A 26,862-nucleotide genomic window follows, 5' to 3' on the forward strand; every position below is an offset into this window, starting at 1 on the left:
TTCGCCAATGTCCTCGCTCGAAATCAGGCCGACAGCGGCGGTTGACCTGCCTTCCATCACCGAGATTTACGCGCACGAAGTTTGCTTCGGAACCGCGACCTTCGAACTTGTCCCGCCCGACCTTGCCGAGATGACGCGGCGCTTTCAGGCGCTGATCGAAGGCGGCTTCCCTTATTTCGTGGCCGTCCTGGAGGGCAGCGTGGTCGGATACGCCTATGCATCCTCGTATCGGCCGCGGCCGGCCTATCGCTTCACGGTCGAGAATTCCGTCTATCTGCGGCCGGCTACCCATCGCCGCGGAATCGGCCGGCAACTGCTCGAGCGGCTGATCGCCGAATGCGAGACGCGCGGCTTTCGGCAGATGATCGCGGTGATCGGGGATTCGGCGAATGCCGCATCGGTCGGCGTCCATGCGGCCTGCGGCTTCCGGATGATCGGAACCCACCCCCATGTCGGCCTCAAGTTCGGCCGCTGGCTCGACACGGTGATGATGCAGCGCGAACTAGGCCAAGGAGCCCGCACGGTGCCGGGAGGTGAAGGCGGAACAGGATGAGGGGGTAGCGTTCGCGGGTCAAACCACCGCCAGTTTGCGGTCGATCACGAGCAGCACGCGATCCAGTTCATGGCCGCGGCGCAGGATCAGACCGCTGGCGGAGATCACGCTGTACATGCCCTGCTTGCGCGCCAGTCGCGGATCTTTTTCGATCCGGTAAATCGGAACTTCGGAGGCGCGGCGGAAGATCGAGAAAACCGCGCGCTCGCGCAGGAAGTCGATGGCGTAATCGCGCCATTCGCCGTCGGCGACCATGCGTCCATACAAATTCAGAATGCGGTTGAGTTCGAGACGATTGAACGTCACCCGACTGGGCTGGGCGGGCGCAGCGGCCTGGCGCGCCGCGGCGCGTGCCTCGCTCGGATCGGCATCCTCCGAGATCAAACTCATGGAACGTCTCCTGTCATTCCTGTCATTTGCCGGACATGATTGCGCCGACTGAACGGCTTCGCAAGGGGCCGCGTTTACGCACCCGGCTCGCGGCGGGCATCCGGACTTTCGACTTATGGTGGAACGAGGGCTGTCGGCAACGTCACGGCATCGTTAGCGGAATCATAATACGGCCCCACTTCTGCCCACCGCGTGCCCTGCTAGCTTGCGAAAAGTAATTCCTGCGCTGGCCCGGTCCTTTCGATGCCGGATTCCTCAGCCCCCAGCCCCCCGGGGTCGTCGGGATCGGGTCTCGCGCAGAGTATTGATCCGTGACTGGACCAACGCGAGTTGGTCCTTTTTCTTTTTCAGGAAGATTTCTGTTTCGGCTTGAGAAACACGCCGAAATATCCGCAAAGCACAGAGATTGCGCCCGTGTGAGCGACTGACGCGGATAAGATTTTGGATGCAGGGGTCTTTGGAAGTCGTCTGTCGTCTAGTGCAGCGCCGTATAGGCCGCACCGAGCATCGGGCCTGGCCGATCGCGGCTTCCATCCTGAACGAAGACGGCCGCGGCATCGATGCCGTCATGGGAAATATTTTCCAGCGGCACCGTCCAGCTTCCGGCACTACCGTTCCAGTCGCCGACCTTCAGCACGTTGCGGACCACGTTGTAGTAGGTCACCTCGCGTCCGCGGTTCTCGCCGCGGCCGATGGAGATCGGAACTGCCTTGGAGATCGAGCAAATCCACACTTCGCCATGGGTTGCCACCGGCGGCCTGTTCGAAGCGGCGACTGAAACCGTGATCTGTTTCCCGTTCAGCTTCATCGAAACCGGCACGGACATCACGCCATCGCTCTCCCGGGTGACCTCAATCGCACGCTCAATTCCGGCACGATCGCTGCCGATCACATGGGCCTCGCCATTGACGACGACTTGCGGCGTATAGACATCGCGGTCGCCACGCATCAGCGAATAAGCCTTCTGACGGGCGGAAAAGCGTGCGTCCGCCAGCGTATCTTTCCAACCCAGATAGTCCCAATAGTCGATCGGCATGCTCAGCGCGATCACGCTGGGATCCTTGGCTAGTTCGCCGACAACCTTGTCGGCGGGCGGGCAGGACGAACAGCCTTGCGACGTGAAAAGTTCGATCACGGCGCGCGGCTCCGCGGCGACAGCGGGACGGACGACGGCCACGATGGCGCAAACGCCAAGGGCGCTGGACCACCGTGAAATAGAGTTACAGGCCATCATCACTGTCATACCGGAACCGGGGAACCGTTGTTGCCACCACTCGCCGCTACCATCTAACGGACCACAAAGCCATCGGCTTTCGAACGGGCAGGCTCCAATTTAGGGTGCCTGCCCCCTGGTCGCTACTCACTTCGCGGTGAGCCCCCGATCACAATCACGCGGCGAGTTTGCGCAGCACATACTGCAAAATGCCGCCGTTTCGGTAGTAATCCAGCTCATCGAGGGTATCGATCCTGCACAACAATGAAACACGCTGCAGTGCACCGTCGCCCGATACGATCTCGGCGGTCAACTTTTGGCGTGGTTTCAGGTCGCCCTGCAACCCGCGTATGGTTACTTTTTCGTCGCCCTTCAGGCCGATCGACTGCCACGACGCGCCCTCCTCAAAGGTCAACGGCAGCACGCCCATGCCGACCAGGTTGGAGCGATGGATGCGCTCGAAGCTCTGACAAATCACGGCACGTACGCCAAGCAGCCGGGTCCCCTTCGCGGCCCAGTCCCGCGACGAGCCGTTGCCATATTCGGCGCCGGCGAACACCACCAGCGGCACATTCTCGGCCTGATACTTCATCGCGGCTTCGTAGATCGACATCTGTTCGCCGTCGGGCCAGTGCTTGGTCATGCCGCCTTCGGGGATGTTGCCGTCGGCGCCCTTCAGCATGAAGTTCTTGATGCGGATATTGGCGAAGGTGCCGCGCATCATGATCTCATGGTTACCGCGCCGTGTGCCGTACTGATTGAAGTCAGCCGGGCGCACCTGATGCTCCGACAGATATTTTCCTGCGGGCGATGTCAATTTGATCGCACCGGCCGGCGAGATGTGATCGGTGGTGATCTTGTCGCCGAACATCGCGAGGATCCGTGCATCGACCACGTCGACGATCGGCTCCGGCTCTTTCTTCATGCCTTCGAAATAAGGCGGGTTCTGCACATAGGTCGAGCTCATGTTCCAGCGATAGGTCTCGCTCTCGACGGTCTTGATCTTGCGCCAGTTGGTGTCGCCCTTGAAGACGTCGGCATATTTCTTCTTGAAGATCGTCGCGGTCACGAACTTCTTCATGAGTGCGTTGATCTCTTTCGCCGTCGGCCAGATGTCCTTCAGGTAAACCGGCTTGCCGTCCTTGCCCGTTGCGATGGGCTCGACCGCGAGATCCTTCGTGACTGTTCCGGCAAGCGCGTAGGCGACAACCAGCGGCGGCGAAGCCAGATAATTCGCCTGTACGTCCGGGCTGACGCGCCCTTCGAAATTGCGGTTGCCCGACAGCACCGCGGCACCAACAATGCCGTTGTCGTTGATCGATTTCGAAATCTCTTCCGGCAGCGGGCCGGAATTACCGATGCAGGTGGTGCAGCCGAAGCCGATCAAATTGAAGCCGACCTTGTCGAGCTCAAGCTGCAATCCGGAATTGGCAAGATACTCCGCCACCACCTGGCTGCCGGGCGCCAGCGAGGTCTTGACCCAAGGCTTGGCCTTCAATCCCCTGGCAGCCGCATTGCGCGCAAGCAGTCCGGCGCCGATCAGGACGCTCGGATTGGAGGTGTTGGTGCAGGAGGTGATGGCCGCGATCACCACATCGCCATGACCGAGATCGAAATCGCGATTTTCGACCGCATAGCGCGTCGCGGCATCGGTCGTCTTCTTGTATTCGCTGGTGAGCGCGCCCGCGAAGCCTTCGGCCACCGCCGGCAGGGCAACACGGCCCTCCGGGCGCTTCGGTCCGGCCATGGACGGCACTACGTCCTTGAGATCGAGCGTGAGCGTCGTCGTGAAAACCGGATCGGCGGAATCGGACTTGCGGAACAGACCCTGGGCTTTTGCGTAGGCCGAGACCAGCGCGACGCGATCGGCCTTGCGACCGGAGGTCTTGAGATAATCGATGGTCGCGGCATCGACCGGGAAGAAGCCGCAGGTCGCGCCATATTCGGGCGCCATGTTGCCGATGGTCGCCTTGTCCGCGACCGAGAGGTGATCAAGACCAGGGCCAAAGAACTCGACGAATTTTCCGACCACGCCCTGCTTGCGCAGCATCTGCGTGACCGTGAGCACGAGGTCGGTCGCGGTGACGCCTTCCTTGAGTTGGCCCTTCAATTTGAACCCAACCACTTCCGGCAGCAGCATCGACAGCGGCTGGCCGAGCATGCAGGCTTCCGCCTCGATGCCGCCGACGCCCCAGCCAAGCACGGCGAGACCGTTCACCATCGTGGTGTGCGAGTCGGTGCCGACGAGCGAATCCGGATAGGCGACCTCGAACGTGCCGGTCTTCTTGCCGACCGTCATCTTCTCCTTCTTGGTCCACACGGTCTGCGCGAGATATTCGAGATTGACCTGATGGCAGATGCCGGTGCCGGGCGGCACCACGGAGAAATTCGAAAACGCCTTCTGACCCCACTTCAGGAATTCGTAGCGTTCCTGGTTCTGCTTGTATTCCTCGACCACGTTCTTGCCGAACGCCTTGTTGTCGCCGAAGAAGTTCACGATCACCGAGTGGTCGATGACGAGATCGACCGGCACCAGCGGATTGATCTTCTCGGCGTCGCCGCCAAGGCTTTGCATGGCATTGCGCATCGCGGCGAGATCGACCACGGCGGGAACACCGGTAAAATCCTGCATCAGCACGCGCGCCGGGCGGAAGGCGATCTCATGTTCGAGTGCACGCTTCTTCAGCCACTTCGAGACCGCGACGATGTCTTCCTTCTTGACGGTGCGGCCATCTTCGTTGCGCAGAAGGTTCTCCAGCAGCACCTTCATCGAATAAGGAAGCTTGGCGATCCCCTTCAGACCGTTCTTCTCGGCGGTGGGCAGGCTGTAATAAACGTAGGTCTTGCCGCCAACCTTGAGGGTTTTCTGGCACTTGAAGCTGTCGAGAGAGGTCATGTGAGGAATCCCAAATTGTCGGTCATACCCGGCAAGGGTATTATAGTACTATAGAAAGCAGTGACCGGACGGCTTGCGGCCGGCGGATTGTGCGGCGAGTCAAGTTCCGGCTTATAGAATCTTTCAACAATCACCGCCACACCGAGAAGCGGCTGGAAGCAATGCGCGGCAAAGGAAAATAATGCGGCTCTCGGGACGCGGCGTCAGATGTGTGCGGGGCGGCCGGGAAGTCTTTTCCGGCCTCGATTTCGAAGCAAGCAACGGTGAGGCGCTCGCGGTGGTCGGCCCCAACGGGGCCGGCAAAACCTCGTTGCTGCGGCTGATTGCGGGCCTGCTGGCCCTCGCGGGAGGGACCATCGCCCTCGAAGGTGGCGAAGACGAGCTGACGCTGGCCGAGCAATCGCATTATCTCGGCCACCGCGATGCGCTGAAGCCGGCGCTCAGCGTGTCGGAAAATTTGAGGTTTTGGCGGGATTTTCTCGGCGGGGCGACGTCGGACCCGGCCGAGAGCCTGGCCATCGTGGAGCTCGACCATGCCGCGCGTTTGCCGGCCGCCTATTTGTCCGCGGGACAGCGGCGCCGGCTGTCGATTGCCCGTCTATTGACCGTGCGGCGGCCGGTCTGGCTGCTCGATGAACCGACCAACGCGCTTGACACCGCCGGGCAAAAGCTGTTCTCGACCCTGATGGGGGATCATCTGGCGCGCGGCGGCCTGATCGTCGCCGCCACCCACACGCCGCTCGGAATTGCCGCGCGGTCGTTGCGCGTCGGAGACGCCTCGTGAGCGCGCTTTCCGCCCTGATCCGCCGCGACATCCGGATCGCGCTTCGCGTGGGCGGCGGCGCCCTGATCGGCGTCTTGTTCTTCCTCACCGTCGTGGTGCTGATGCCGTTTGCCATCGGACCCGACCTTGCGCTGCTGGCGCGGCTCGGGCCCGCGATCCTCTGGCTCGGCGCGCTGCTCGCCAGTCTTTTGACGCTGGATCGCCTGTTCACCGCCGATCACGACGACGGCTCGCTCGATCTGATCACGATGAGCCGAACACCGCTCGAATTGTCCTGCGCAGCCAAGGCGCTGGCTCATTGGCTCGCCGCGGGATTGCCGCTCATCCTGGCGACCCCGGTGCTGGGCCTTTTGCTCAATCTCGACGTCAGCGCGACCGCGGCCGTGGCGCTGACGCTTCTCGCCGGCACGCCGGCGCTGACATTCACCGGCATGATCGGAGCAGCACTCGCGGTAACGCTGCATCGCGGCGGGCTTCTGCTCGCCGTGCTGGTACTGCCGCTGTCTATACCCGTGCTGATCTTTGGCATGGCGGCCTCGGAAGCGGCCATTACCGGGCCAACGTCTTTCGGCGCGCCGTTTTCGATTCTGTGTGCGCTGTCACTGTTCGGCCTTGTCATTGGGCCATTTGCGGCGGCGGCGAGCCTCCGGCACGGACTGGATTGATGTCTATCAACTGTCGGTCAAAGACATTTATGCCGATTGCCTGCAACGCCTTCGACCATTAACAGGATGCCATGACGCTGATCGACCTCGCCAATCCCACCCGGTTCCTCGCTTTCACGGCGCGCCTGTTGCCGTGGCTTGCGATCGCAACCGCCATCCTGCTTGCGGTCGGCCTGTACCAGTCGGCGATGGCGCCGGATGACTACCAACAAGGCGCGACGGTGAAGATCATGTTCATTCACGTGCCGAATGCCTGGCTGTCGATGTTCGTCTGGGGCGTGATGAGCCTGGCTGCGCTGGGCACTTTGGTTTGGCGGCATCCGCTTGCGGATGTCGCCGCGAAAGCCGCCGCCCCGCTTGGTGCTGCTTTTACGTTTCTGGCGCTGGTCACCGGCTCGCTCTGGGGGCGGCCGATGTGGGGCACTTATTGGGAGTGGGATGCGCGGCTGACGTCGGTATTGATCCTGTTCCTGATGTATCTCGGCCTGATTGCGCTATGGCGGGCGGTCGACGATCCCTCGCGCGCTGCGCGGGCCGCCGCGGTGCTGACGCTGGTCGGCGCCATCAACCTTCCGATCATCAAGTTTTCGGTCGACTGGTGGAACACGCTGCATCAGCCGGCCTCGGTGATGCGGATGGGCGGATCGACACTCGACCGCGCCTTTTTGATTCCGCTGTTGGTCATGGCACTGGCATTTTCGCTATTGTTCCTCACGCTGCACCTCGCCGCGATGCGCAATGAAATCCTCCGCCGTCGTGTGCGCGCGATGCAGATGATTCACGTGGCGCAAGCCGGTCAGCGGCCGGTGTGAGGCCATGTCGCTTGGTCCTTACGCGAATTTTATCGCGACCTCCTATCTGGTGGTCCTGGTGGTCGTGGTGCTGCTGATCGCGTGGATCGTCATCGACTATCGCGGTCAAAAGCGGCGATTGAGCGAACTGGAATCAGAAGGGGTCGTGCGCCGCTCCGGACGCAGGGACAAGACATGAGCGAGTCCAAAACACAAAACGATGCGCCGCGAAGTTCGCGCTGGCTGATGGCGCTGCCGCTGATCGTATTTACGGCACTCGCCGCGATCTTCTGGTTCCGGCTTGGCGACGGCGACCCCTCGCGCATTCCATCCGCTTTAATCGGCCATCCCGCGCCACAAACGCCCTTGCCGCCGCTGCAAGGGCTCGCCAACAACGGCGCGCCAATCCCCGGCCTCGATCCGTCGGTCTTCAAGGGCAAGGTCTCACTCGTCAATGTCTGGGCGTCGTGGTGCGTGCCCTGTCATGACGAAGCCCCGCTGCTGACCGAGCTAGGCCGCGACGAGCGGCTGCAAATCGTCGGCATCAATTACAAGGACTCCGCCGACAATGCCCGGCGCTTTCTCGGCCGCTATGGCAACCCGTTCGGCGTTGTCGGCGTCGACGCCAATGGCCGCGCCTCGATCGAATGGGGTGTCTATGGCGTGCCTGAAACCTTCATCGTCGGGCGCGAAGGCACCATCGTGTACAAGATGGTCGGCCCGGTGACGGCCGATAACGTCAACACGGTGCTTCGCGCCGAGATCGACAAGGCGCTGAAATGACGGCGTAGTCGTCATTCCGGGCTCGCTCGCTAAGAAGCTCGCGCCCCGGAATGACGAAGACAATTTTCACCCCTTGCTGACATCCCCCTCCGCCGCGTCGCTGGTTTGCAGCGACACCGGATCGAGATGGAAGCGCTTGATCAGCGGCATCTGGGCGATTGCGAACAGCATCGTCAGTGGAATCACGCCGAACGCCTTGAAGCCGACCCAGAAGTCAGTGCTCTGGGTGCGCCAGATGATTTCGTTCAGGACGGCCATCGCGAGAAAGAACAGCGCCCAGCGCAGCGTGAGAATGCGCCAGCCTTGCGGGGTCAGATTGAACATTTGATCGAACAGGATCGCGATGAAGGATCGGCCGAACAGCAGCCCGCCGCCCAGCACAACCGCAAACAGGCCATAGATGATGGTGGGTTTGACCTTGATGAAGGTCTCGTCGTGCAGCACGAGCGTCAGCGTTCCGAACACCAGCACGATGACGCCGGTGACCAGCGCCATCAGCGGCACGTGTCGTGTCACGACATAAGACGCGATCATCGCCGCGACGATCGCCACCATGAAGGCGCCGGTCGCGACAAACAAATGAAACTTGGCATTCGCGATAAAGAAGACAAGCAGCGGCCCCAATTCGGTGGCGAGCTTGAACATCGGATGCGGCTGGGTCTTGTCCATTATTGTTCCATTAGACGTGTTGTACTCATCCATCGAGACGGCGTTTCATTTGCACCATTCGCGACGGCCTCGCTACCGCTCAGCCTGCTCGGGTGCGCGCGCCTCCTCACGATGAAGCCTACTCGATTCCCGCGATGGCTTGCGCGAAATCCCGCGCGGTGAATGGCGCAAGATCGTCGACGCCCTCGCCGACGCCGATGAAGTGCACCGGCAGCTTGTATTTCTCCGCCAGCGCCACCAGAATTCCTCCGCGCGCCGTGCCATCGAGCTTGGTCATCACGAGACCGGTGACGCCAGCGGTACGATAAAACGCATCAACTTGCGAGAGCGCGTTTTGTCCCACCGTGGCGTCGAGCACCAGCAGTACGGCGTGCGGCGCGATGTCGTCGACCTTTCGAATAACGCGAACGACCTTTTCGAGCTCGCTCATGAGTTCGGCTTTGTTTTGCAACCGTCCGGCGGTATCGATCAGGAGCACGTCGCGCTTTTCGTCGCGGGCCGCCGACAGCGCGTTGAAGGCAAGGCTTGCGGAGTCCGAACCCTGCGCTCCTGCAATGACCGGCGAATTCGTCCGTTCGCCCCAGATTTTTAATTGCTCGATTGCGGCGGCGCGGAACGTATCGCCCGCAGCCAGCATCACCTTGCGGCCTTCGGCGGATAACTTCGCGGCCAGTTTGCCGATGGTGGTGGTCTTGCCGGAACCGTTGACGCCGACGACGAGAATGACGAAAGGTTTTTTGGCTTCGTCGATCGTCAAAGGCTTGGCGACCGGCGCAAGCACTTTCTCGACTTCGGTGGCCACCACCGCCTTGACCTCGTCGGCCGAAATCGATTTGTCGTAGCGGCCATGACCCACGGCCTCGGAAATGCGCGCCGCGACATCGGTTCCGAGATCGGCGCGCAGCAGCACATCCTCGATATCGTCGAGCATGGCGCGGTCGAGCTTGCGCTTGGTCACGAGATCGGCAACCGCCGTGCCGAGCGAATTCGACGTCCGCTTCAACCCGCTGGACAACCGCCGCCACCAGCTCTGCTTCGTATTTTCCGGAGTGTCGCTCATGTTGGGGGTGTGTTAGCGGTTAAAAAACTAGCGGTCCGATGCCAACATTCGCATCCCGTCTCGGCAAGCGATTTTGCGAATGTTGGCATCAAATGACCACTAGCAGATATGACGTTATTGGTGGAATTTTGGATTTGACATTCGCCTTTCGCGCTTGTTGTCGGTAACTGTGGCGAATGTCAAATCCATTCCACCAACGCGAAAGTCTTGACCGCCCGATTGACGTTCCCCAACTGACCGCGGAGGAAATCCTCGCCCGCGTGCTTCATCGCGACGGGCTGATGCTGGTGATCGACAAACCGGCAGGCCTTCCCGTCCATCGCGGCCCGAAGGGCGGCCCGAATCTCGAAGCCTCGTTCGATGCATTAAGGTTTGGCCTGCCCCGCCCGCCGGTGCTGGCGCATCGGCTCGACAAGGACACTTCCGGCTGCCTCGTACTTGGGCGGCACCGCAAGGCGACGGCATCGCTCGGACTTCTGTTCAAGCACGGCAAGATTTCAAAGACCTATTGGGCCATCGTCGAAGGCGGGCCGCCCCAAGATGAAGGCACAATCGACATGCCGCTCGGCCGGCTCAATGCCGAGCGCGGCTGGTGGCAAAAGGTCGATCCCGAGGGACAACAGGCGGTGACCAACTGGAAAGTGATGGGGCGCGGGGAAGGCCTGACCTGGCTCGCGCTGGAACCCGTCACCGGCCGCACCCATCAACTGCGCGTGCACTCGGCAGCTCAAGGCTGGCCGATTTTCGGCGACAATATCTACGGCAACGGGCCTCGTTTTGGCGAGCCGCGCCTGCACCTGCATTCCCGCGAAATCGGAATTCCGATTTCCAAAAACAAGGAACCGGTGCGCGTGGTGGCGCCCGCGCCTGAACATATGCGGGAGCGATTGCGCGCCTGCGGATGGAATGGCGAATAGCGCGAGGCCGGGCGCTCAGTAGTGAATTTGCGCGAGCTTGCGCAATTCATCTGATGTCGCCGTGCCAAGGCCTAGGAATTCGAGATAGGCCGGTATCTGTTCGAACAGCATATCGGTGCCCACCTGAACCTCGCAGCCTTTTGCGCGCACCGCTGTGAGAAAAGGCGTCATTTCCTCGCTCATGACGACCTCGCCGATAAAGGCGGATGGGGAAATACCATCCGTTCTCATCGGAAGCGGGTCGTCCTTTTTCATGCCAAGCGGCGTGGCATTGACGACGATGTCATATCCGGTTGGATCCGCAGAGCCCGCGACAACTTCAACATTCGGATAGTGGGACTGAAGACGCCTGGCGAGCGCGTCAATCGCGGGTGCCGACACGTCGTAGAGGCCGAGCCTCGAAACGCCGGCCTTTGCCATGGATGCCGCAATAGCGCTACCAACCCCACCGCAACCGGCGACAAAAGCACTCGATCCGGCGAACCGCCGGCCTTTTCTCAGCAAGCCGCGCACAAAGCCCTCGCCGTCGAACATGTCGCCGATCAGTCGGCCACGTTCGTCCATCTTCACGGCGTTGCAGGCGCCCGCGATCCTCGCCGACACCGAGGCCTCGTCAACGAGCCCGAGCGTTGCGACCTTGTGCGGCATCGTGATGAGCGCGCCAAGAATGTTGGTGAGCCTGAAGAGCAGTTTCAGAAAAGCCGCGTAGTCTTCGCTCTTGCAGCCCAAGGGCATAACGACCGCATTGATCTTTCGCGCCTCGAACAATGGATTATAGATCATCGGCGATTTGAACGTTTCGGTCGGATCGCCAATATGGGCGATCAGCTTCGTTTTTCCATCGATCATTTTCTGAGGCCTATCCGCTATCAACCGACGTGACCGGCTAGGCCGGTGCAGCGCCGGCGAAAGAGGCCGCTCGCTGCCGGTCGTAATCCTGCTTTTCGATCGGCGCGGCGTTCGGATTGCCGAGTTCGCTTGCCGCAACCCGATAGGTTTCCCGCGCCGAGAAGGCGGCGACGGCCGAGATCACGGTGACCACAAAGGCGATCGCGCCGACCGTGAACCAGACATCGCTCGATCCCGGAGGCGCGACGATGGCAAAAAGCGCCGGCAGCAGCGCCGTAATCATGGTGCCGATGTTCTGTGCGATGGCCATCGCCGAAACGCGGTAGCGGGTCTGGAACAGCTCGGGATAGAAGCTCGGGAACACGGCATTGTAGCCCTGATAGACGATGCCCCACATCAGAATGGAAAGCCCAATCGCCATCGGAACGTTCTTGATGCTGATCGCGTAAAGATAGGCGAAAGCGAGCAGACCGGAACCCAGCGCGCCAACAATCATCGGCGGTCGCCTGCCGATCTTGTCGGACAGATTGCCGACCAACGGGATCACAATCACGGCGGCGATGTTGCCGAGCACGGGAATCCAGAGATAGACGTCCGGCTTGAAGCCGATTCCATAAGCGGGCTGCACGGCGTAGGCCGCGCCAAAGATGGTCGCCACGACAGGAACGGTGTTCATCAGCGCCATAAAAACCACGCGCAACATGTCGGCCCAGCTGGTCTTGAAAGCCTGAATGACGGGCGCCTTCGGCACCGCACCCTGCTGGCTTTCTTTTGCGAAGGCCGGCGACTCCTCGACTTCCCGCCGAATGAGGTAGGCCACGATGAGCACGAGGAAGCTCAGCAAAAACGGAATGCGCCATCCCCAGGCGTTGAAATCTTCCTTGGGCATGTAAGCGGCGATGGGAAGAAAGACAGCGGCGGCGAGAATTTGTCCGGTCTGGACGCCCTGTAGCGCAAAGCTTGCAAAGAATCCCCGTCGCCCAAACGGTGCATGCTCGAGCACCATCGAGCTTGCGCCCGAAATTTCGCCCGCGACCGCGAAACCCTGCATCAGCCGCAACGCGACAAGGAGGACCGGCGCCCATATTCCGATATGCTGATAGGTCGGAAGCAGACCGACGAGCACCGTCGAGCAGCCCATCAAAAACAGGCACAGCACCAGAACGCCTTTCCGCCCGTGCGTATCGCCATAGTGACCGAGCACGAACGCGCCGATCGGCCGCGCAACATAGCCGACGCCATAGGTCGCCAGCGAAGCGACGATGGCGACCGTCGGATTCTGCGAGGGGAAAAACACCTGCGGAAACACGAGCGAGGCTGCGGTCGCATAGATAAAGAAGTCGTAGTATTCGAGCGCCGATCCGATCCAGCCGCTTGCCGCCGCAATTTTCGATTGGCGCGAAATCCTCTCGCTATCGCCTGACGTCATGGTGAGTTTCCCCCGGTCATTGCTGAAAGCCGTTGTCCGGCATTTTTTTGTCAGGAGGCTGTCGACCGCGCGATTCTCCGCGCGGGCGCTCTGCTCCATTCGAATGAAAGGATATCGCCTGATGACGAGAACACAATTGTGAATTTTCGCGGGAACGACTGAAGGGCGCAGGAGGCGTTTAGACCGCTAGACGCGCGCCATCGTGGCCCGCAATCGCCAATCGCCGCACCGTGCCCGGCGTCTCGCCGCCGATCGCCACGGGAAGGAAATGTTCCGTGCGCCCCTGCGTGGCACTTTCAATCAATACATGCCGCGTCGCACCGACTTCCGATTCAAGCCGCCGCCGCAACGCAGCATCACCCGCGGCCCGCAAGCGGCCGGCGCGCTTCTTGATCAGGCTGCCTTCCACCTGCGGCATGCGCGAGGCCGGCGTGCCCGGACGCGGCGAATAGGGAAACACGTGAAGGAAGCTCAGGCCGCATTCATCCACGAGATCGAGCGAACGAGCGAACATAGCTTCCGTCTCGGTCGGAAAACCCGCAATGATATCGGCGCCGAGCGCGATATCGGGCCGCAGGCGCCGCACGTTGACGCAAAAATCGACCGCCTGTTGCCGAGAATGACGACGCTTCATCCGCTTCAAAAGCAGATCGTCGCCGGATTGCAGCGACAGATGCAGATGCGGCATCAGCCGTTCGTCATTGGCGATCACATCCAGAAGGTCGTGATCGACCTCGATCGAATCGACGGAAGAAATCCGCAGTCGCTTCAACTCCGGCACTTCCCGCAAGATCCGTTTGATCAACTGGCCGAGTGTCGGGAAGCCTTCGAGGTCGGCGCCATAGCTCGTCAGATCGACACCGGTCAGCACGATCTCGGGGTGGCCGCTTTCTACCAGCGCGCGGACTTGCGCGATCGCGCTCTCGATCGGCACCGAACGTGAATTGCCGCGGCCGAAGGGAATAATGCAGAAGGTGCAGCGGTGATCGCATCCGTTCTGCACTTGAACAAAAGCGCGCGGCAGGCCCTTCTGCCGTGCGTCGAGACGCGGCAGCGCCATTTGGCGGACCGCCATGATATCGCTGACCGCGATCTTGGTGCTTGTTGCGGCATCGACGTTGCGCGCGCCATCGAGCGCCCTGCCGGCGTTCAGCCAGGCCTCGCTCCGCATCTTGTCGTCATTGCCGACGACCCGATCGACTTCCACCATGTCGGCAAACATCTGGGCTTGGGTCTGCGCCGCGCAGCCGGTGACGACGATGCGCGCCGACGGCCGTTCGCGTTTCAGCCGGCGAATCGACTGCCGCGCCTGCGCCACCGCCTCATTGGTGACGGCGCAGCTATTGATGACGATGATGTCGATAAGCCCGGCACGCCCGGCCTCAAGCCGCACCGCCTCGGATTCGAAAGCGTTGAGGCGGCAGCCGAAGGTGACGACCTCGACGCTCATGTAACAGCAGCAAACAGCGCTGGATCGAACTGACCTTCATATTCGAAAGCCGCCGGACCCGTCATCAGGACGTGATCGTCACGCTCACGCCATTCGATGGTGAGTTCGCCGCCCGGCAACGTGATCTCTACGGTGCGGTTGGTGCGCTTCAGCCGCGCGGCTGCAACCGCGGTGGCGCAGGCCGCAGACCCGCAGGCCTTGGTCAGCCCCGCGCCGCGCTCCCAGGTGCGGATCGTGATATGGTCGCGATCGACGATGTGGGCGAGCGTGATGTTGGCGCGCTCCGGAAAGATCGGATGGTTTTCCAGCAGCGGCCCGAAGCGGTCGAGGTCATAGGCCTGCACGTCGTCGACCCAGAAAATCGCATGCGGATTGCCCATGCTGACAACCGAGGGGGTATGCAGGATCGGCGCATCGATCGGGCCGATTTGCAGCTCGATGCCGCGCGTATCGCGAAACTCCTCGGCAAGCGGAATATCCCGCCAGCCGAATTTCGGCGCTCCCAGATCCACCGTATAGAGATCGGCCGCTGGTCCCTGCCAGCAATTCAACAGACCGGCGCTGGTCTCGAAGGTGGCGGCGCGCTCACCCGAGGCCTCGAACACGCGGCGCGCCACGCAGCGCATGCCGTTGCCGCAGGCGCCCGCCTCGGAGCCATCATTATTATAGATGCGGATAAAAGCTTCCGTGCCTGAAAACCGCGGCGGTTGCAGCACCATGAGCTGGTCGTAATGAACCCCCTTGGGGGAAGCGACCGCGCGCGCGTCATCGGCGGTGACGGCGCCGGGCCGATCGCGCAAATCGACCACGACAATCTCGTTGCCGATCCCGTTCATTTTGACATAGCTGTGATTGGCGAGCGCGCTCATCGACCCTATCCGTCAGGCCACTTTATATGGGCAACACGGGCGGCTTAGCTAGATGGTGGTTTATCTGTGTCGGTGGTCCCCACCCGGCGAGGAGGCCCATGAAATATCGGTAAATATCTGACACGGGACGAATGGCGCGCCCGCGTGTTAGATAGCGAAGGTTGTCGCGTGCCGACCGAACAAGGCCATGGAGAAGACCCTGATGAACTGCCCTCGCTTTTTCCGTATTGCCCTGTTCGCCTTGCTCCCAATGGCCGTTGGCGCACTCCCGGCCGTCCGCGCCCAGGCACCTGCGCCTTCTACCCCTGCGCCTTCGGCAACCCCGGCCCCGCCGCCCGCCGAAACCAAATCTCCCGGAGATTTGCCGTCGACCGCACCGAAAGCCCCCGCTCCGGCGCCGGTTCAGGCCGCCGACCCCTTTGGCGAGCAGATTACGCTGACCCAGAAAACGGTCATCGTCACGAAGGGCACGGCCAACTGGGACACCGCATTCGAGACGCTGATCGCATCGTTGAAGACGTTGTCGGCCGCGCTTGAAAAAGACGGCGGCAAGTCGGCCGGCAACTCCATGATCGTCTACACCTCCACTGACGACACCGGCTTCAGCTATCTGGCGGAGATACCGGTCGATCAGGAACCGAAGAACCTGCCGAAAACGATCACTGTTGCCAAGTCGCCTGAGGGCAAAGCGCTCAAATTCGTCCACCGGGGCTCATATGAGAATATGGACAACACCTATGAGGCCATCACCAATCACCTCGACGACAAAAAGCTCGAGGCCAAGGATACCTTCATCGAGGAGTACATCACCGACCCCCTGAAAACGGAGGAGGACAAGCTGGTGATCAATGTCTATGTGCCGCTGAAGTGAGCGCCGTGAGAAAGCGTATTTTCCTTCACGCTTTCATCCTTGCCGGCGTGACGGTCGCCACGCCGTTCGCGACATCCGCTTACGCCGAGACGGATCAGCCGCCCGCTTTCATTTCGGTTACCGGCGAGGCCCATATTTCAGTGCCGCCCGATCTGGCGCAGATCGATGCCGGGGTAACGTCTGAGGCCAAGACCGCCCGCGAGGCGTCGGACACCAACAATGCCGCGATGGGCAAGGTGCTTCTGGCGCTGAAGGGCGCCGGCATCGACGAGAAGGATTTTCAGACCTCGCGGCTGTCGTTACAGGCGGAGAACTCGATCCCCAAGCCGGGTGCGCCCTCCACTATCATCGGCTACCGCGCCAGCAACCAGGTGACGATCCGCCTGCGCGACGTCACAAAAGTCGCGAGCGCGATCGACACGCTGGTCGGAGCCGGTGCCAACGAACTCGGCGGCATCAATTTCATGGTGTCGCAGGCCCCGAAACTGCTCGACGACGCGCGTGAGCAGGCGGTCGCGGATGCGCGCCGCAAGGCGGAGATCTATGCCAAGGCCGCGGGTGTCACGCTCGGGGCGCCCATCAGCATTTCCGAAGGAGGTGCGGCGCAACCGGTGTTCCGCGCCAAGATGGCGCTGCCGATGGCCGCAGCTCCGACGCCGATCGCGCAAGGCGAAGAGACATTGTCGATTGCGGTCGGCGTGACCTGGGCGATCAAGCAAGGGCAGTGATCACCTCTCGTGTCCCGGATGCGGCGCATTACGAAGTGGTGCGACGCGAGGCCGGGACCCATCTCAACCAGCAACAGGGCCCCGGCTCAGCAGCGCATCGTTGCACGCTGCGCCGCGTCCGGGGCACGGAGACCCTAATTAAATCTCCACCACCTGCCCCGGCTTGAGCGCGACAAATCGCTCGCGCGCAATCTTCGCTTCATCCAGTGCCTGCGCCAGTGCGGTCACCGGGGCATCGATCGCCTCGTCCGTGAGCTGGAACGTGCCGTGATGATGGGCCAGCGCCTGCGACGCGCCGCAATCGGCGAGCGCCTTCACCGCGTCAAAAGGATTCATGTGCTGGTCTTTCATGAACCAGCGCGGCTCATAGGCGCCGATCGGCAACAACGCCAGCCGCAGCGGGCCGTGGGACATTCCGACGTCGCGGAAATGCTTGCCCTCGCCGTAACCGGAATCACCAACCGCGTAGATTTTCCCTGCCGGCGTTTCCAGCACAAAGCTCGCCCACAGGGATTGATTGCGGTCGAACAATCCGCGTGCCGACCAGTGCCGGGTAGGCACCAGCGTCACCGCGGCGCCGTTGCCGAGTTCGACGCGCTGATGCCAATCGTAAGCTTCAGCGCGAATCTTGGAATCGGCGCGCGTCATCGTCTGGTCGTTGCCGAGCGGCGTGACCACGCGCGGCGAGCATTTTGCCGCCAGCTTTGAAAGCGTCGCGACGTCAAGGTGATCGTAATGGCCGTGCGAGACGAGCACGACGTCGATCTTGGGCAACGCCTCAAAGGCGATGCCGGGATCGTTGTGCCGTTTCGGCCCCGCAAACGCAAAAGGCGAGGCACGTTCCGACCATACGGGATCGATCAGAATATTGAGGCCCGCGGTCTGGACCATCCAGCTGGCATGGCCGACAAAGGTTACCCGAGCCTTGTCGCCATCGACGCGCGCGGGCGGGGTGTCTGAGAAAGGACTTGGCGCCCATTCCGGCCACGCCGCGCGCTGACGCGCGCCACCGAATTGCCAGCGCAGAACCTCACGAAGCGATTTCGGTGGCACGCCGTCGGGATCGAAGAAAACCCGCCCGTCGAAATGATCCGACGGCGGGCGTTTGTTTGAACCATGCATGGGGGGATTGGCCGTAAAAAGGGTTGTCCGTGCAAGGGGCAAACGGGGTTTCCTGGTTCACGAAACCGCCATTCGGCCGCGGACTTTCCTTGACTTTTCGACCTTGGAGGGGTTTAAACCGGCCGAATTCATCGGAAAGATTGATCTTTTCGACCCGCCGACCGGCTCTGGAGGCCGGAGGCCAACGCCCGACAGCGCGATGCGCCCTCGGGCGTAGAGGTGTTTGGACGATCGTCTTGGCGTTCGCCACCAAGGCACATAGGTCGTCATGACCTGCCAAAGCGGGTGATGACGGTGGTGATTAGCGCGCTGAGAGGCGCAACAACAGGACGACGCACTTGTTCGACAATCTGTCGGAAAAGCTGGGTGGCATTCTCGATCGGCTGACGCGGCGCGGCGCGCTGACGGAAGCCGATGTCGACGCGGCGATGCGCGAGGTGCGCCGCGCGCTGCTCGAGGCCGACGTCTCGCTCGACGTCGTCCGCAGCTTTATTGACAGGGTCCGCGAACAGGCGATCGGCGCCACCGTGGTCAAGTCGGTCACCCCCGGCCAGATGGTGGTGAAGATCGTCCATGACGAGCTGGTCACGACGCTTGGCTCCGACGGCCAGGGCATCGACCTCAATGCCGTGCCGCCGGTCGCGATCATGATGGTCGGCCTGCAAGGCTCCGGCAAAACCACGACGACCGCCAAACTCGCCCGCCGCATGGTCCAGCGCGACAAGCGCAAGGTGCTGATGGCCTCGCTCGACATCTACCGTCCGGCGGCGATGGAGCAACTCGCCGTCCTCGGGCGCGATCTCGATATCCCGACGCTGCCGATCGTCGCCGGGCAAAAGCCGGCGCAGATCGCCAAGCGCGCGTTAGAGGCGGCCAAGCTCGGCGGCTATGACGTGGTGCTGCTCGACACCGCCGGCCGCACCACGCTCGACGAAGAGATGATGAGCGAGGCGGCGGAAATCAAAGCCACCGCCAATCCGCATGAAGTGCTGCTGGTGGCGGATTCGCTCACCGGCCAGGACGCGGTCAACCTCGCGCGCGCGTTCGACGAGCGCGTTGGGCTGACCGGCATTGCGCTCACACGAGTGGACGGCGATGGCCGCGGCGGTGCCGCGCTGTCGATGCGCGCGGTCACCGGCAAGCCAATCAAGCTGATGGGCACCGGCGAAAAGACCGATGCGCTGGAAGATTTCCATCCGAGCCGTATCGCGGGGCGCATTCTCGGCATGGGCGACGTGGTGTCGCTGGTTGAAAAGGCCGCCGCCAATATCGACGCCGAAAAGGCTGCGCGCACCGCCGAGCGGATGCGCAAGGGCCAGTTCGATCTTTCGGACATGCGCGAACAATTGCTGCAAATGGCGAATATGGGCGGCATCTCCGGCCTGATGGGGATGATGCCTGGCGTTGCGAAAATGAAAAACCAGATCGCCAACGCCGGAATCGACGACAGAATCCTCAAGCGCCAGGTCGCGCTGATCGATTCGATGACGCGGCAGGAGCGAAAAAGTCCGGACATTCTCAAAGCGAGCCGCAAGAAGCGGATCGCCGCGGGCGCCGGCGGCAAGGTCGAAGACCTCAACAAGCTGCTAAAAATGCACCGGAACATGGCCGACATGATGAAGGCCATGGGCTCAGGCAAGCGCGGCCCGCTCGCCGGCATCGCGCAAGCGATGGGCTTTGGTGGCGGCATGCCAACGCCCGAACAGATGAAGGCGATGGCGGAGAAGATGCCGCAAGGCGGCGCCCCCAGCGGCATGCCCGCGCTGCCGAAAGAACTTCCCGCTGGCCTCCGTACTGGTTTGCCGAATTTGCCGGGGCTTACGGGCCTGCCCAACAAGCCGACGCTGCCCGGCCTTGGCGGCTTTCCAGGCATGGGCAAGAAAAAATAACCACAAGATCAACTCACCCGTTTACGAACAGACACATCAAGGAGAACTCAATGTCAGTCGTTATCCGCCTCGCTCGCGCAGGCACCAAGAAGCGTCCCGTCTATCACGTCGTCGTTGCCGACTCGCGCTTTCCGCGCGACGGCCGCTTTATCGAGCGGCTCGGCCATTTCAATCCGCTCTTGCCGAAAGACAACACCGAGCGGCTCAAGCTCGACATGGACAAGGTCAAGGCCTGGCTCGCCAAGGGCGCGCAGCCGTCGGACCGCGTGACGCGTTTCCTCGATGCGGCCGGCGTATTGAAGCGCGAAAAGCGCAACAATCCGGAAAAGGCGGTGCCGCGCAAGGAACGCAAGGCGCAGGCCGAAGCCGCCGCGAAGTCGTAAGCCGTCCGGCGCGCGGTGCCTGACAAGATCTGCGTCGCCCGGATCGGGGCCGCGCATGGCGTGCGTGGCGCCGCGAAGCTATGGACCTTCACCGAAGATCCATTTGCGGTGAAGGCGTATGGCCCACTATCGAGCAAAGACGGCGCTCGACATTTTGAACTGACGAGCGCCCGCGAGGCCAAGGATCATCTGGTCGTCACCTTCAAGGGCGTAGAGACCCGCGATGAGGTCGAACGGCTTAACGGCGTCGAGCTCTATGTCGCGCGCGACAAACTGCCGGCGATCGAGGAAGATGAATATTACCACGCCGATCTGATCGGGCTTGCCGCGGTGACGACGGCCGATGAGCCACTCGGCCGTGTCGTTGCCATTCATAATTTCGGCGCCGGCGATATCATCGAAATCGCGCCGCTGAGCGGGACTACACTGCTGTTGCCGTTTACGAACGCCGTGGTGCCGACGGTCGATCTTGCCGCCGGTCGCGTCGTGATCGCGCTGCCCAAGGAGATAGAGGGCGATGAGCCCTCCGGCTCGGCCGAATGACACGGCCGTGACACGCGGCTGAACAAAGTCGCTTGCCTTTTGCATTCGGTTCATTCACGCTTGGGTTGCATTCCTCCCGAAGCGACCGCCGAATCCCCGGAGATATTCATGTTTCGCTGCTATTTCCTGGCCATCCTTGGCCTGGTTTTCTCTGCGAGCGTCCTGACCGCCCAAACACCGAATGCAGCGCCTGCTCCAGCAGCCACCGAATCTGCCCCGCCGCAGGAAACAATGGAGGATCCGCAAGTCGGCGATCGCTGGACTTATGAGATCCGCGACGACATTACCGGGGATATCAAATCGACGTTCACAGCCACCATCACGGAGGTCTCGGCGACCGAGATCAGTCTCCGGACCAACGTGATCGGCAATTCAAATTTTGGCTATGTTACCTATGACCGCTCCTGGAATCGGACGATCAATGGTAACTGGCGATTTTCGCCGAATGACGGAACCGGCATCCGAGCGCCTCTCGAAGTCGGCAAGACTTGGTCCAACAAGTCCAACGATACGACCACGGGAGTCGCCATCAAGCGTTCGGTAACTTCAAAGGTCGTTGCACAGGAAAGTGTCACCACCAGAGCCGGCACTTTCGACACTTACAAGATCGAAACATCATTTACGTTTCAGAGCTCCAAGGATCCGACGAAGAAAGCTCAAGAGGCGTGGCAAACCTGGTACGCGCCGTCCGTCGATCATTGGGTGAAGCAGACGTCGGTCGTCCGATCGGATGGCCGCGTGCGCACCAAGACCACCTCGGAGCTGATCGAGTACGGCCGCCGCTAGGCGATCGATGCGAACAAAATTCCCGCAAGAAAAAATATCGAGCAAACCGTGACGAAACAACAAATGCTCTGTTGCGCCCTTTTCGGGATAATCAGCCTTCTGTCTGCCAGCGCGTCGGCCCAAGAAGCGCCGACTGCCGCACCGGGAAAAACCCAGGCCGAACCGACGCAAGCAATGGTCCCGATGGAGGAGCCGCGTCCTGGCGATCGTTGGACATATGAAATACGGGACGAGATAACCGGAAAAATCACCGCGACCCGGGAGAATATCGTTACCGAGGTGAAGCCTACCTCAATAAGCGTGCGCTTCGACAGGCTTGGAGCCAAAAGTAACGAGCAGGGTTTCACCATTTACGACCGTTCATGGAATGTGGTCGAAGCTCTTCCCTGGAGATTCTCGCCCCACGACGGCACCGGCATTCAAGCGCCTCTCGAAATTGGCAAAACATGGCCTGTACAGACCAACAACATCAACGGTGCAGACGGCAGTGTCTGGAAGCGATCGGGAATTTCGAAGGTGATTGGGCAGGAGAGCGTCACGACCAAAGCCGGCACCTTCGATACGTTCAAGATCGAAACGACGTTTACGGGAACGAATGTCAAAAACCCAACTGTTAAGAACGAGGTCACGTCATTGACCTGGTACGCACCCGCAATTGATCATTGGGTAAGGCGGACTTTTGTTTCCAGAACCAACAAGCATCTGCGCATCGATAATGAGATTGAGCTGATTAGCTACGGTCACAAGCAATAGTGGATTGCCCATCGGCGCTTGATGCGGCCAATCGGCATCACCCGGAATGGGACAGAGCGCCGCGCAAGCCGGTCGCCCCCGTATTGATTTCTCCAGACCAACGCGCGATGCAAAGCCATGACCTCGCCCTGGCGCGCAACCGTCCTGACCCTTTTTCCCGAGATGTTTCCCGGTCCGCTCGGGGTGAGCCTTGCCGGCAAGGCGCTCGCATCGGGCGTTTGGCAGCTTGAGGCGCGCGACATCAGGGATTCCGCCACGGACCGTCATCGCAGCGTCGATGACACCCCGGCCGGCGGTGGCCCCGGCATGGTGCTTCGCGCCGATGTGCTCGCCGCCGCCATCGACGCCGCCGAGTTCGCGCCGGACCGGCCCAAGGAAAGACCAAGGCTCTTGATGAGTCCGCGAGGTCGGCCATTGACCCAGTCGCGGGTGCGCCAACTCGCAGTTGGCCCAGGCCCACTGATCGTCTGCGGCCGCTTTGAAGGGGTCGACCAGCGGGTGATCGAGGCGCGCCAGCTCGAGGAGATGTCGGTCGGCGACTATGTGCTGTCCGGCGGGGAAATCGCCGCCATGGCCCTGATCGATGCCTGCGTCCGGCTGTTGCCGGGGGTCATGGGAAAGGCGGAATCGGCCTCGGAGGAGAGTTTTTCCGATTCCCTACTGGAATACCCGCAATATACCCGCCCCCAGACCTTCGAAGGGCGCCCGATCCCCGATACCCTCACTTCGGGCGACCATGCCAAGGTCGCGGCCTGGCGACGGGCCGAGGCGGAGGCATTAACGCAGGCGCGCCGGCCGGATCTATGGGGGGCTTACGAAAACGCCGCAAAAAACGCGACAAAGGAGTGACAAAGCTCACCCTTTGCCTTATACGAGCGCCAATTCCGAGAAGTGACGGCATGGATCGCGAGCCCCCGGGTTGGCAGGGCGCGCCGCCGATGGAGATTACCAATGAACCTGATTCAACAGCTTGAAAAAGAGCAATTCGAAAAACTGTCTGCCAGCAAGGACATTCCCGATTTCGGACCCGGCGATACCTTGATCGTCAACGTCAAGGTGGTGGAAGGCGATCGCACCCGCGTGCAGGCCTATGAAGGCGTCTGCATCGGCCGCTCCGGCGGCGGGCTCAATGAGAGCTTCACCGTGCGCAAGATTTCCTACGGCGAAGGCGTTGAGCGCGTGTTCCCGGTGATGTCGCCGATGATCGACTCGATCAAGGTGGTGCGCCGCGGCAAAGTGCGCCGCGCCAAGCTTTATTACCTGCGCAATCTGCGCGGCAAGTCGGCCCGCATCGTCGAGAAATCCGAACGCGCGACCGCTGTCAACGAGTAACAAAGGCCTCTTTTTCGAGGTTACCAAAAGCGCAGGGTCAAACCCCGCGCTTTTTTGTTGGCGGCCGGCGATCATGTTTCGCAGAGCCGCCCATCGTGAAGATGGCTCGCACTAACGCCGGCGCGTGCTATATATCCATTTGAAATGGTTCCAGATCGCACCAGCACGGCCCACCGACGCATCGTCATTGACGATCATGCGCGCCTGCCCGGCCGTTTTTTTGGGCGGTTTACAACGTCGGCGACCTCGGAACTTACGCGCGCCCTTTGATGCTGCGCCCGCCGCCGGTGTTCCGGCGCGATTCCGTCTCTCACGATTTCTGTTTTAGGAGCTTAAGCTCATGTCCAAACCGACAACCCTGTACGACAAGATCTGGAACGACCATCTGGTTCATGAAGCCGATGACGGCACCTGCCTGCTCTATGTCGACCGCCATCTGGTGCACGAAGTGACTTCGCCGCAAGCCTTCGAAGGTTTGCGTACCGCGGGACGAAAGGTCCACGCGCCGGAGAAGACGCTCGCAGTGGTCGATCACAACGTACCGACGTCCGATCGCAGCAAGCCCAATCCCGATCCCGAAAGCGCCGAGCAGATCGCCGTGCTGGCCGAGAATGTCAGGGATTTCGGTATCGAATATTACAACGAGTTCGATCGCCGCCAGGGCATCGTCCATGTGATCGGCCCCGAGCAGGGTTTTACGCTGCCGGGCACTACGATTGTCTGCGGCGACAGCCACACCTCGACCCACGGCGCCTTCGGTGCGCTGGCGCACGGCATCGGTACCTCCGAGGTCGAGCATGTGCTGGCGACGCAAACGCTGATCCAGAAAAAGGCAAAGAACATGCGCGCCGTCGTCGACGGCAAACTGCCTGACGGGGTCACCGGCAAGGACATCATTCTCGCGATTATCGGCGAGATCGGCACCGCCGGCGGCACCGGCTATGTGCTGGAATACGCCGGCGAGGCCATCCGCTCGCTCTCGATGGAGGGCCGCATGACCGTCTGCAACATGTCGATCGAAGGCGGCGCGCGCGCCGGCATGATCGCGCCCGACGAAAAGGCGTATGAGTTCCTGAAAGGCCGTCCGAAGTCTCCAAAGGGCGAAGCCTGGGATGCCGCCATACGCTACTGGCAAAGCCTGCGGAGCGACGAAGGCGCGCATTTTGATCATGAGATCAGGCTCGACGCCGCCAAGCTGCCGCCAATCGTGACCTGGGGTACCTCGCCGGAAGACGTGATCTCGATCACCGGCACCGTGCCCGACCCCGACAAGATCGCGGACGAGGCCAAGCGGATCTCGAAGCACCGGGCGCTGAATTACATGGGGCTGAAGGCCGGAACGAAAGTCACCGACATCAAGCTCGACCGTGTCTTCATCGGCTCCTGCACCAATGGGCGGATCGAGGATTTGCGCGCAGCCGCCAAGATCGCGGCCGGCAAAACAGTGAACGCCAACGTCTATGCGATGATCGTGCCGGGTTCGGGGATCGTGAAGGAACAGGCGGAAGCCGAAGGCCTCGACAAGATCTTCGTCAAGGCCGGCTTTGACTGGCGCGAGCCCGGCTGCTCGATGTGCCTGGCGATGAACCCGGACAAGCTCAAGCCCGAGGAGCGCTGCGCCTCGACCTCGAACCGCAATTTCGAAGGCCGCCAGGGTTTTAAGGGCCGCACGCATCTGGTCTCACCGGCCATGGCGGCGGCGGCGGCGATTGCAGGGCACTTCGTCGATATCAGGGAGTGGCGGTAAATCGCCCGTCACTTCAACATCGAGGCATCGTCGAAGGAAGTCGTTAAGCAGTTGGGAGCAGACTTGCCGGCCTGAACAAGGCGTTCGCGTGTTGCGAGGAAAGCCCGTCATGGCCGACAAGTCCGAATTCGTCGATATGATCAGCGAGGCGACGCGGCAGGTCCGGCGGCGCGTGGTGGCGCGCACCAAGGAGCCGGTCGCCAAGGAAGCGTCGCGGATGGGCCATTGGCCACCTGAGCGCCTCGAGCAATGGCGGATGGAAAATCTGACGCCCTGGAAGATCAAGCGCTGGAGGCTCAAGGACTGGATCTGAAAGCACGCGCTTCAGCGCGTCTGGCCCGGTCGATTTCCTTCGTCTAAAGCGCAATGAGATTTGATTGCGCATGATCTCCGCGCAAACGCGTTCCGCGTTTCTCGCGAGGGAAAACCGCTACACCCTTTTCCGGATCATGCTCTGGTCTTTTGTTTGACGCGTTTTCTTCACGCGAACCGGTTTCCGTTTCGCTCGAAAACGCCCTAAAGGATCAGGCGCCCCTTAAGGGCGCCTGACTCACCTCACCTCACGTGTCTCGAACCTCAACGTTTGGCGCTGTGATGCCTGCGGTGATGGTGGCGCCGGTAGACACGGTGGTAATGGCGCGCCGCGCGATGGTGACAGACGACGCGCGGACCATACACGGTCAACACCCTGCGGCAGCCTCCACCAGCGACAAAGGCGGGAGCGGGATAGACGGGGGGATCATCGTAATAATCGGGATAATTATACGGATAATCGTCGTAATAGACGCCCCCGACAAAAACCTCTCCGAAGTGACGCCGATGACCAAAGCCGTGGCCCGCAAATCGAGGAGCTCCTGCAACGACCGCAGAGGCAGCGCCGATCGTACCGCCGCGAATGACAGCGCCACTCACGCCGCCAGCACCGCGGCCACCGCCTGAGCCACCGCTTCGTCCTCCACCGCCGCCACCACCATGCCCACCGCGAACTTCAATCGTCAGCTCGTTGGCGACAGCCTTTTTGCCAGCAACAGTCTTGCCAACTTCCGAGATGCCGGGATTGACCGGCGACATCGCCTCGGCGCGCTGGGTAGCAAAGATCGCCATCATCAGAAGCGCTGCCGTCACGCCCGACGCGGGCGACCAACGCAGTGAATTGACCGAGTTTTTCGTCATGGAAGTGACCCTTCTGAACTCTGACGCAACAAACAGTGCTGCGCATCGGCGCTTTTCGACGCGTCAGCTTCGATCTCTCGATGTTTCGCTGGATGGTGTTCTTGATCTGAAATTTAGAACCCGCAACCTGAACGCGCCATGAATATTACGGCCACAGATTCGCGCGAAAGCAGGTGCGCGTCGTCGGCCTCAACACATGATCGTCATCATAGGCGAG

Annotated in this window: 29 protein-coding genes; 18 read left to right on the plus strand and 11 right to left on the minus strand. The window is 61.5% G+C overall.

Going from position 1 to position 26,862, the window contains the following annotated elements:
• Window positions 1-7: 7 nt before the first annotated feature.
• Entirely contained in the window at window positions 8-553 is a 546-nt protein-coding gene (locus ABSE61_RS18100) for a GNAT family N-acetyltransferase (RefSeq protein ID WP_423872493.1), read from the plus strand.
• A gap of 18 nt (window positions 554-571) precedes the next feature.
• Here ABSE61_RS18100 and ABSE61_RS18105 read toward each other — a convergent pair whose 3' ends face one another.
• The 3 genes from ABSE61_RS18105 to acnA form a co-directional block, all read right to left on the minus strand.
• Entirely contained in the window at window positions 572-943 is a 372-nt protein-coding gene (locus ABSE61_RS18105; protein WP_423872494.1) for a DUF2794 domain-containing protein, read from the minus strand.
• A 475-nt stretch (window positions 944-1,418) separates the two neighbouring features.
• Complete coding sequence (locus ABSE61_RS18110; RefSeq protein WP_423872495.1) at window positions 1,419-2,186, minus strand: DUF1223 domain-containing protein; 768 nt, start codon at window positions 2,184-2,186, stop codon at window positions 1,419-1,421.
• Between the two features lie 145 nt (window positions 2,187-2,331).
• The gene (gene acnA, locus ABSE61_RS18115; RefSeq protein ID WP_423872496.1) at window positions 2,332-5,052 is read right to left on the minus strand and encodes an aconitate hydratase AcnA; all 2,721 of its coding nucleotides are present in this window, start codon (window positions 5,050-5,052) and stop codon (window positions 2,332-2,334) included.
• A 181-nt stretch (window positions 5,053-5,233) separates the two neighbouring features.
• Between acnA and ccmA the strand changes: the two genes are divergently transcribed.
• From ccmA to ABSE61_RS18140, 5 genes are all read left to right on the plus strand, one after another.
• The gene (ccmA, locus tag ABSE61_RS18120; protein WP_423872497.1) at window positions 5,234-5,836 is read left to right on the plus strand and encodes a heme ABC exporter ATP-binding protein CcmA; all 603 of its coding nucleotides are present in this window, start codon (window positions 5,234-5,236) and stop codon (window positions 5,834-5,836) included.
• On the plus strand, window positions 5,833-6,501 hold the full coding sequence (gene ccmB, locus ABSE61_RS18125; protein ID WP_423872498.1) for a heme exporter protein CcmB: 669 nt from the start codon (window positions 5,833-5,835) through the stop codon (window positions 6,499-6,501). Before ccmA ends, ccmB begins: the two co-directional genes overlap by 4 nt.
• A 71-nt stretch (window positions 6,502-6,572) precedes the next feature.
• Complete coding sequence (locus ABSE61_RS18130) at window positions 6,573-7,313, plus strand: heme ABC transporter permease (protein WP_423872499.1); 741 nt, start codon at window positions 6,573-6,575, stop codon at window positions 7,311-7,313.
• 4 nt (window positions 7,314-7,317) lie between these two features.
• The gene (gene ccmD, locus ABSE61_RS18135) at window positions 7,318-7,491 is read left to right on the plus strand and encodes a heme exporter protein CcmD (RefSeq protein WP_423872500.1); all 174 of its coding nucleotides are present in this window, start codon (window positions 7,318-7,320) and stop codon (window positions 7,489-7,491) included.
• Window positions 7,488-8,075, plus strand: coding sequence for a DsbE family thiol:disulfide interchange protein (locus ABSE61_RS18140; RefSeq protein ID WP_423872501.1), 588 nt, complete (start codon window positions 7,488-7,490; stop codon window positions 8,073-8,075). The genes ccmD and ABSE61_RS18140 overlap by 4 nt, the downstream gene beginning before the upstream one ends.
• 66 nt (window positions 8,076-8,141) lie before the next feature.
• Here ABSE61_RS18140 and ABSE61_RS18145 read toward each other — a convergent pair whose 3' ends face one another.
• Window positions 8,142-8,744 carry a septation protein A gene (locus ABSE61_RS18145; RefSeq protein WP_423872502.1) on the minus strand — a complete coding sequence of 201 codons (603 nt, stop codon included), beginning with the start codon at window positions 8,742-8,744 and terminating at the stop codon, window positions 8,142-8,144.
• Between the two features lie 118 nt (window positions 8,745-8,862).
• On the minus strand, window positions 8,863-9,804 hold the full coding sequence (gene ftsY / locus ABSE61_RS18150) for a signal recognition particle-docking protein FtsY (RefSeq protein ID WP_423872503.1): 942 nt from the start codon (window positions 9,802-9,804) through the stop codon (window positions 8,863-8,865).
• A gap of 176 nt (window positions 9,805-9,980) precedes the next feature.
• On the opposite strand from ftsY, the gene ABSE61_RS18155 reads away from it, so the two are divergent.
• Window positions 9,981-10,721 carry an RluA family pseudouridine synthase gene (locus tag ABSE61_RS18155; protein WP_423872504.1) on the plus strand — a complete coding sequence of 247 codons (741 nt, stop codon included), beginning with the start codon at window positions 9,981-9,983 and terminating at the stop codon, window positions 10,719-10,721.
• Window positions 10,722-10,736: 15 nt separating this feature from the next.
• Here the strand turns inward: ABSE61_RS18155 and ABSE61_RS18160 are convergent, their stop codons facing one another.
• From ABSE61_RS18160 to dapF, 4 genes are all read right to left on the minus strand, one after another.
• Complete coding sequence (locus ABSE61_RS18160; protein WP_423872505.1) at window positions 10,737-11,570, minus strand: shikimate dehydrogenase family protein; 834 nt, start codon at window positions 11,568-11,570, stop codon at window positions 10,737-10,739.
• Window positions 11,571-11,607: 37 nt separating this feature from the next.
• Window positions 11,608-12,999 carry an MFS transporter gene (locus tag ABSE61_RS18165; protein ID WP_423872506.1) on the minus strand — a complete coding sequence of 464 codons (1,392 nt, stop codon included), beginning with the start codon at window positions 12,997-12,999 and terminating at the stop codon, window positions 11,608-11,610.
• A gap of 178 nt (window positions 13,000-13,177) precedes the next feature.
• On the minus strand, window positions 13,178-14,449 hold the full coding sequence (gene mtaB / locus ABSE61_RS18170; protein ID WP_423872507.1) for a tRNA (N(6)-L-threonylcarbamoyladenosine(37)-C(2))-methylthiotransferase MtaB: 1,272 nt from the start codon (window positions 14,447-14,449) through the stop codon (window positions 13,178-13,180).
• Entirely contained in the window at window positions 14,446-15,318 is an 873-nt protein-coding gene (gene dapF / locus ABSE61_RS18175; protein WP_423872508.1) for a diaminopimelate epimerase, read from the minus strand. Before dapF ends, mtaB begins: the two co-directional genes overlap by 4 nt.
• 202 nt (window positions 15,319-15,520) lie before the next feature.
• Here dapF and ABSE61_RS18180 point away from each other — a divergent pair, with 202 nt between their 5' ends.
• On the plus strand, window positions 15,521-16,189 hold the full coding sequence (locus ABSE61_RS18180; protein WP_423872540.1) for a GyrI-like domain-containing protein: 669 nt from the start codon (window positions 15,521-15,523) through the stop codon (window positions 16,187-16,189).
• Window positions 16,190-16,194: 5 nt separating this feature from the next.
• Window positions 16,195-16,917 carry an SIMPL domain-containing protein gene (locus ABSE61_RS18185; protein WP_423872509.1) on the plus strand — a complete coding sequence of 241 codons (723 nt, stop codon included), beginning with the start codon at window positions 16,195-16,197 and terminating at the stop codon, window positions 16,915-16,917.
• A gap of 138 nt (window positions 16,918-17,055) precedes the next feature.
• On the opposite strand, the gene ABSE61_RS18190 is transcribed toward ABSE61_RS18185, so the two are convergent.
• Entirely contained in the window at window positions 17,056-18,039 is a 984-nt protein-coding gene (locus tag ABSE61_RS18190) for an MBL fold metallo-hydrolase (protein WP_423872510.1), read from the minus strand.
• 338 nt (window positions 18,040-18,377) lie between these two features.
• Here ABSE61_RS18190 and ffh point away from each other — a divergent pair, with 338 nt between their 5' ends.
• The 9 genes from ffh (at window position 18,378) to ABSE61_RS18235 (ending at window position 25,785) form a co-directional block, all read left to right on the plus strand.
• Window positions 18,378-19,928: a signal recognition particle protein gene (gene ffh / locus ABSE61_RS18195; protein WP_423872511.1), complete on the plus strand. Its 1,551-nt coding sequence runs from the start codon at window positions 18,378-18,380 to the stop codon at window positions 19,926-19,928.
• A 50-nt stretch (window positions 19,929-19,978) separates the two neighbouring features.
• Window positions 19,979-20,311 (plus strand): 30S ribosomal protein S16, encoded by a 333-nt coding sequence (gene rpsP / locus ABSE61_RS18200; RefSeq protein ID WP_423872512.1) that lies wholly within the window; start codon window positions 19,979-19,981, stop codon window positions 20,309-20,311.
• A gap of 15 nt (window positions 20,312-20,326) precedes the next feature.
• A complete protein-coding gene (gene rimM, locus ABSE61_RS18205) occupies window positions 20,327-20,854 on the plus strand; it encodes a ribosome maturation factor RimM (protein WP_423872513.1) in 528 nt (175 codons plus the stop codon).
• 108 nt (window positions 20,855-20,962) lie between these two features.
• Window positions 20,963-21,640 (plus strand): TapB family protein, encoded by a 678-nt coding sequence (locus ABSE61_RS18210; RefSeq protein ID WP_423872514.1) that lies wholly within the window; start codon window positions 20,963-20,965, stop codon window positions 21,638-21,640.
• A gap of 48 nt (window positions 21,641-21,688) precedes the next feature.
• Window positions 21,689-22,393 (plus strand): TapB family protein, encoded by a 705-nt coding sequence (locus tag ABSE61_RS18215; protein WP_423872515.1) that lies wholly within the window; start codon window positions 21,689-21,691, stop codon window positions 22,391-22,393.
• A 117-nt stretch (window positions 22,394-22,510) separates the two neighbouring features.
• On the plus strand, window positions 22,511-23,242 hold the full coding sequence (gene trmD / locus ABSE61_RS18220; protein WP_423872516.1) for a tRNA (guanosine(37)-N1)-methyltransferase TrmD: 732 nt from the start codon (window positions 22,511-22,513) through the stop codon (window positions 23,240-23,242).
• Window positions 23,243-23,344: 102 nt separating this feature from the next.
• Window positions 23,345-23,725, plus strand: coding sequence for a 50S ribosomal protein L19 (gene rplS / locus ABSE61_RS18225; RefSeq protein WP_423872517.1), 381 nt, complete (start codon window positions 23,345-23,347; stop codon window positions 23,723-23,725).
• Window positions 23,726-24,065: 340 nt separating this feature from the next.
• On the plus strand, window positions 24,066-25,472 hold the full coding sequence (gene leuC, locus ABSE61_RS18230) for a 3-isopropylmalate dehydratase large subunit (protein WP_423872518.1): 1,407 nt from the start codon (window positions 24,066-24,068) through the stop codon (window positions 25,470-25,472).
• A 109-nt stretch (window positions 25,473-25,581) separates the two neighbouring features.
• Window positions 25,582-25,785 (plus strand): hypothetical protein, encoded by a 204-nt coding sequence (locus ABSE61_RS18235; protein ID WP_423872519.1) that lies wholly within the window; start codon window positions 25,582-25,584, stop codon window positions 25,783-25,785.
• A gap of 263 nt (window positions 25,786-26,048) precedes the next feature.
• Here the strand turns inward: ABSE61_RS18235 and ABSE61_RS18240 are convergent, their stop codons facing one another.
• Window positions 26,049-26,645 (minus strand): hypothetical protein, encoded by a 597-nt coding sequence (locus tag ABSE61_RS18240; protein ID WP_423872520.1) that lies wholly within the window; start codon window positions 26,643-26,645, stop codon window positions 26,049-26,051.
• Between the last annotated feature and the right edge of the window lie 217 nt (window positions 26,646-26,862).

The sequence above is a fragment of the Bradyrhizobium sp. genome, assembly GCF_049519115.1.
Classification (GTDB): Bacteria; Pseudomonadota; Alphaproteobacteria; order Rhizobiales; family Xanthobacteraceae; genus Bradyrhizobium.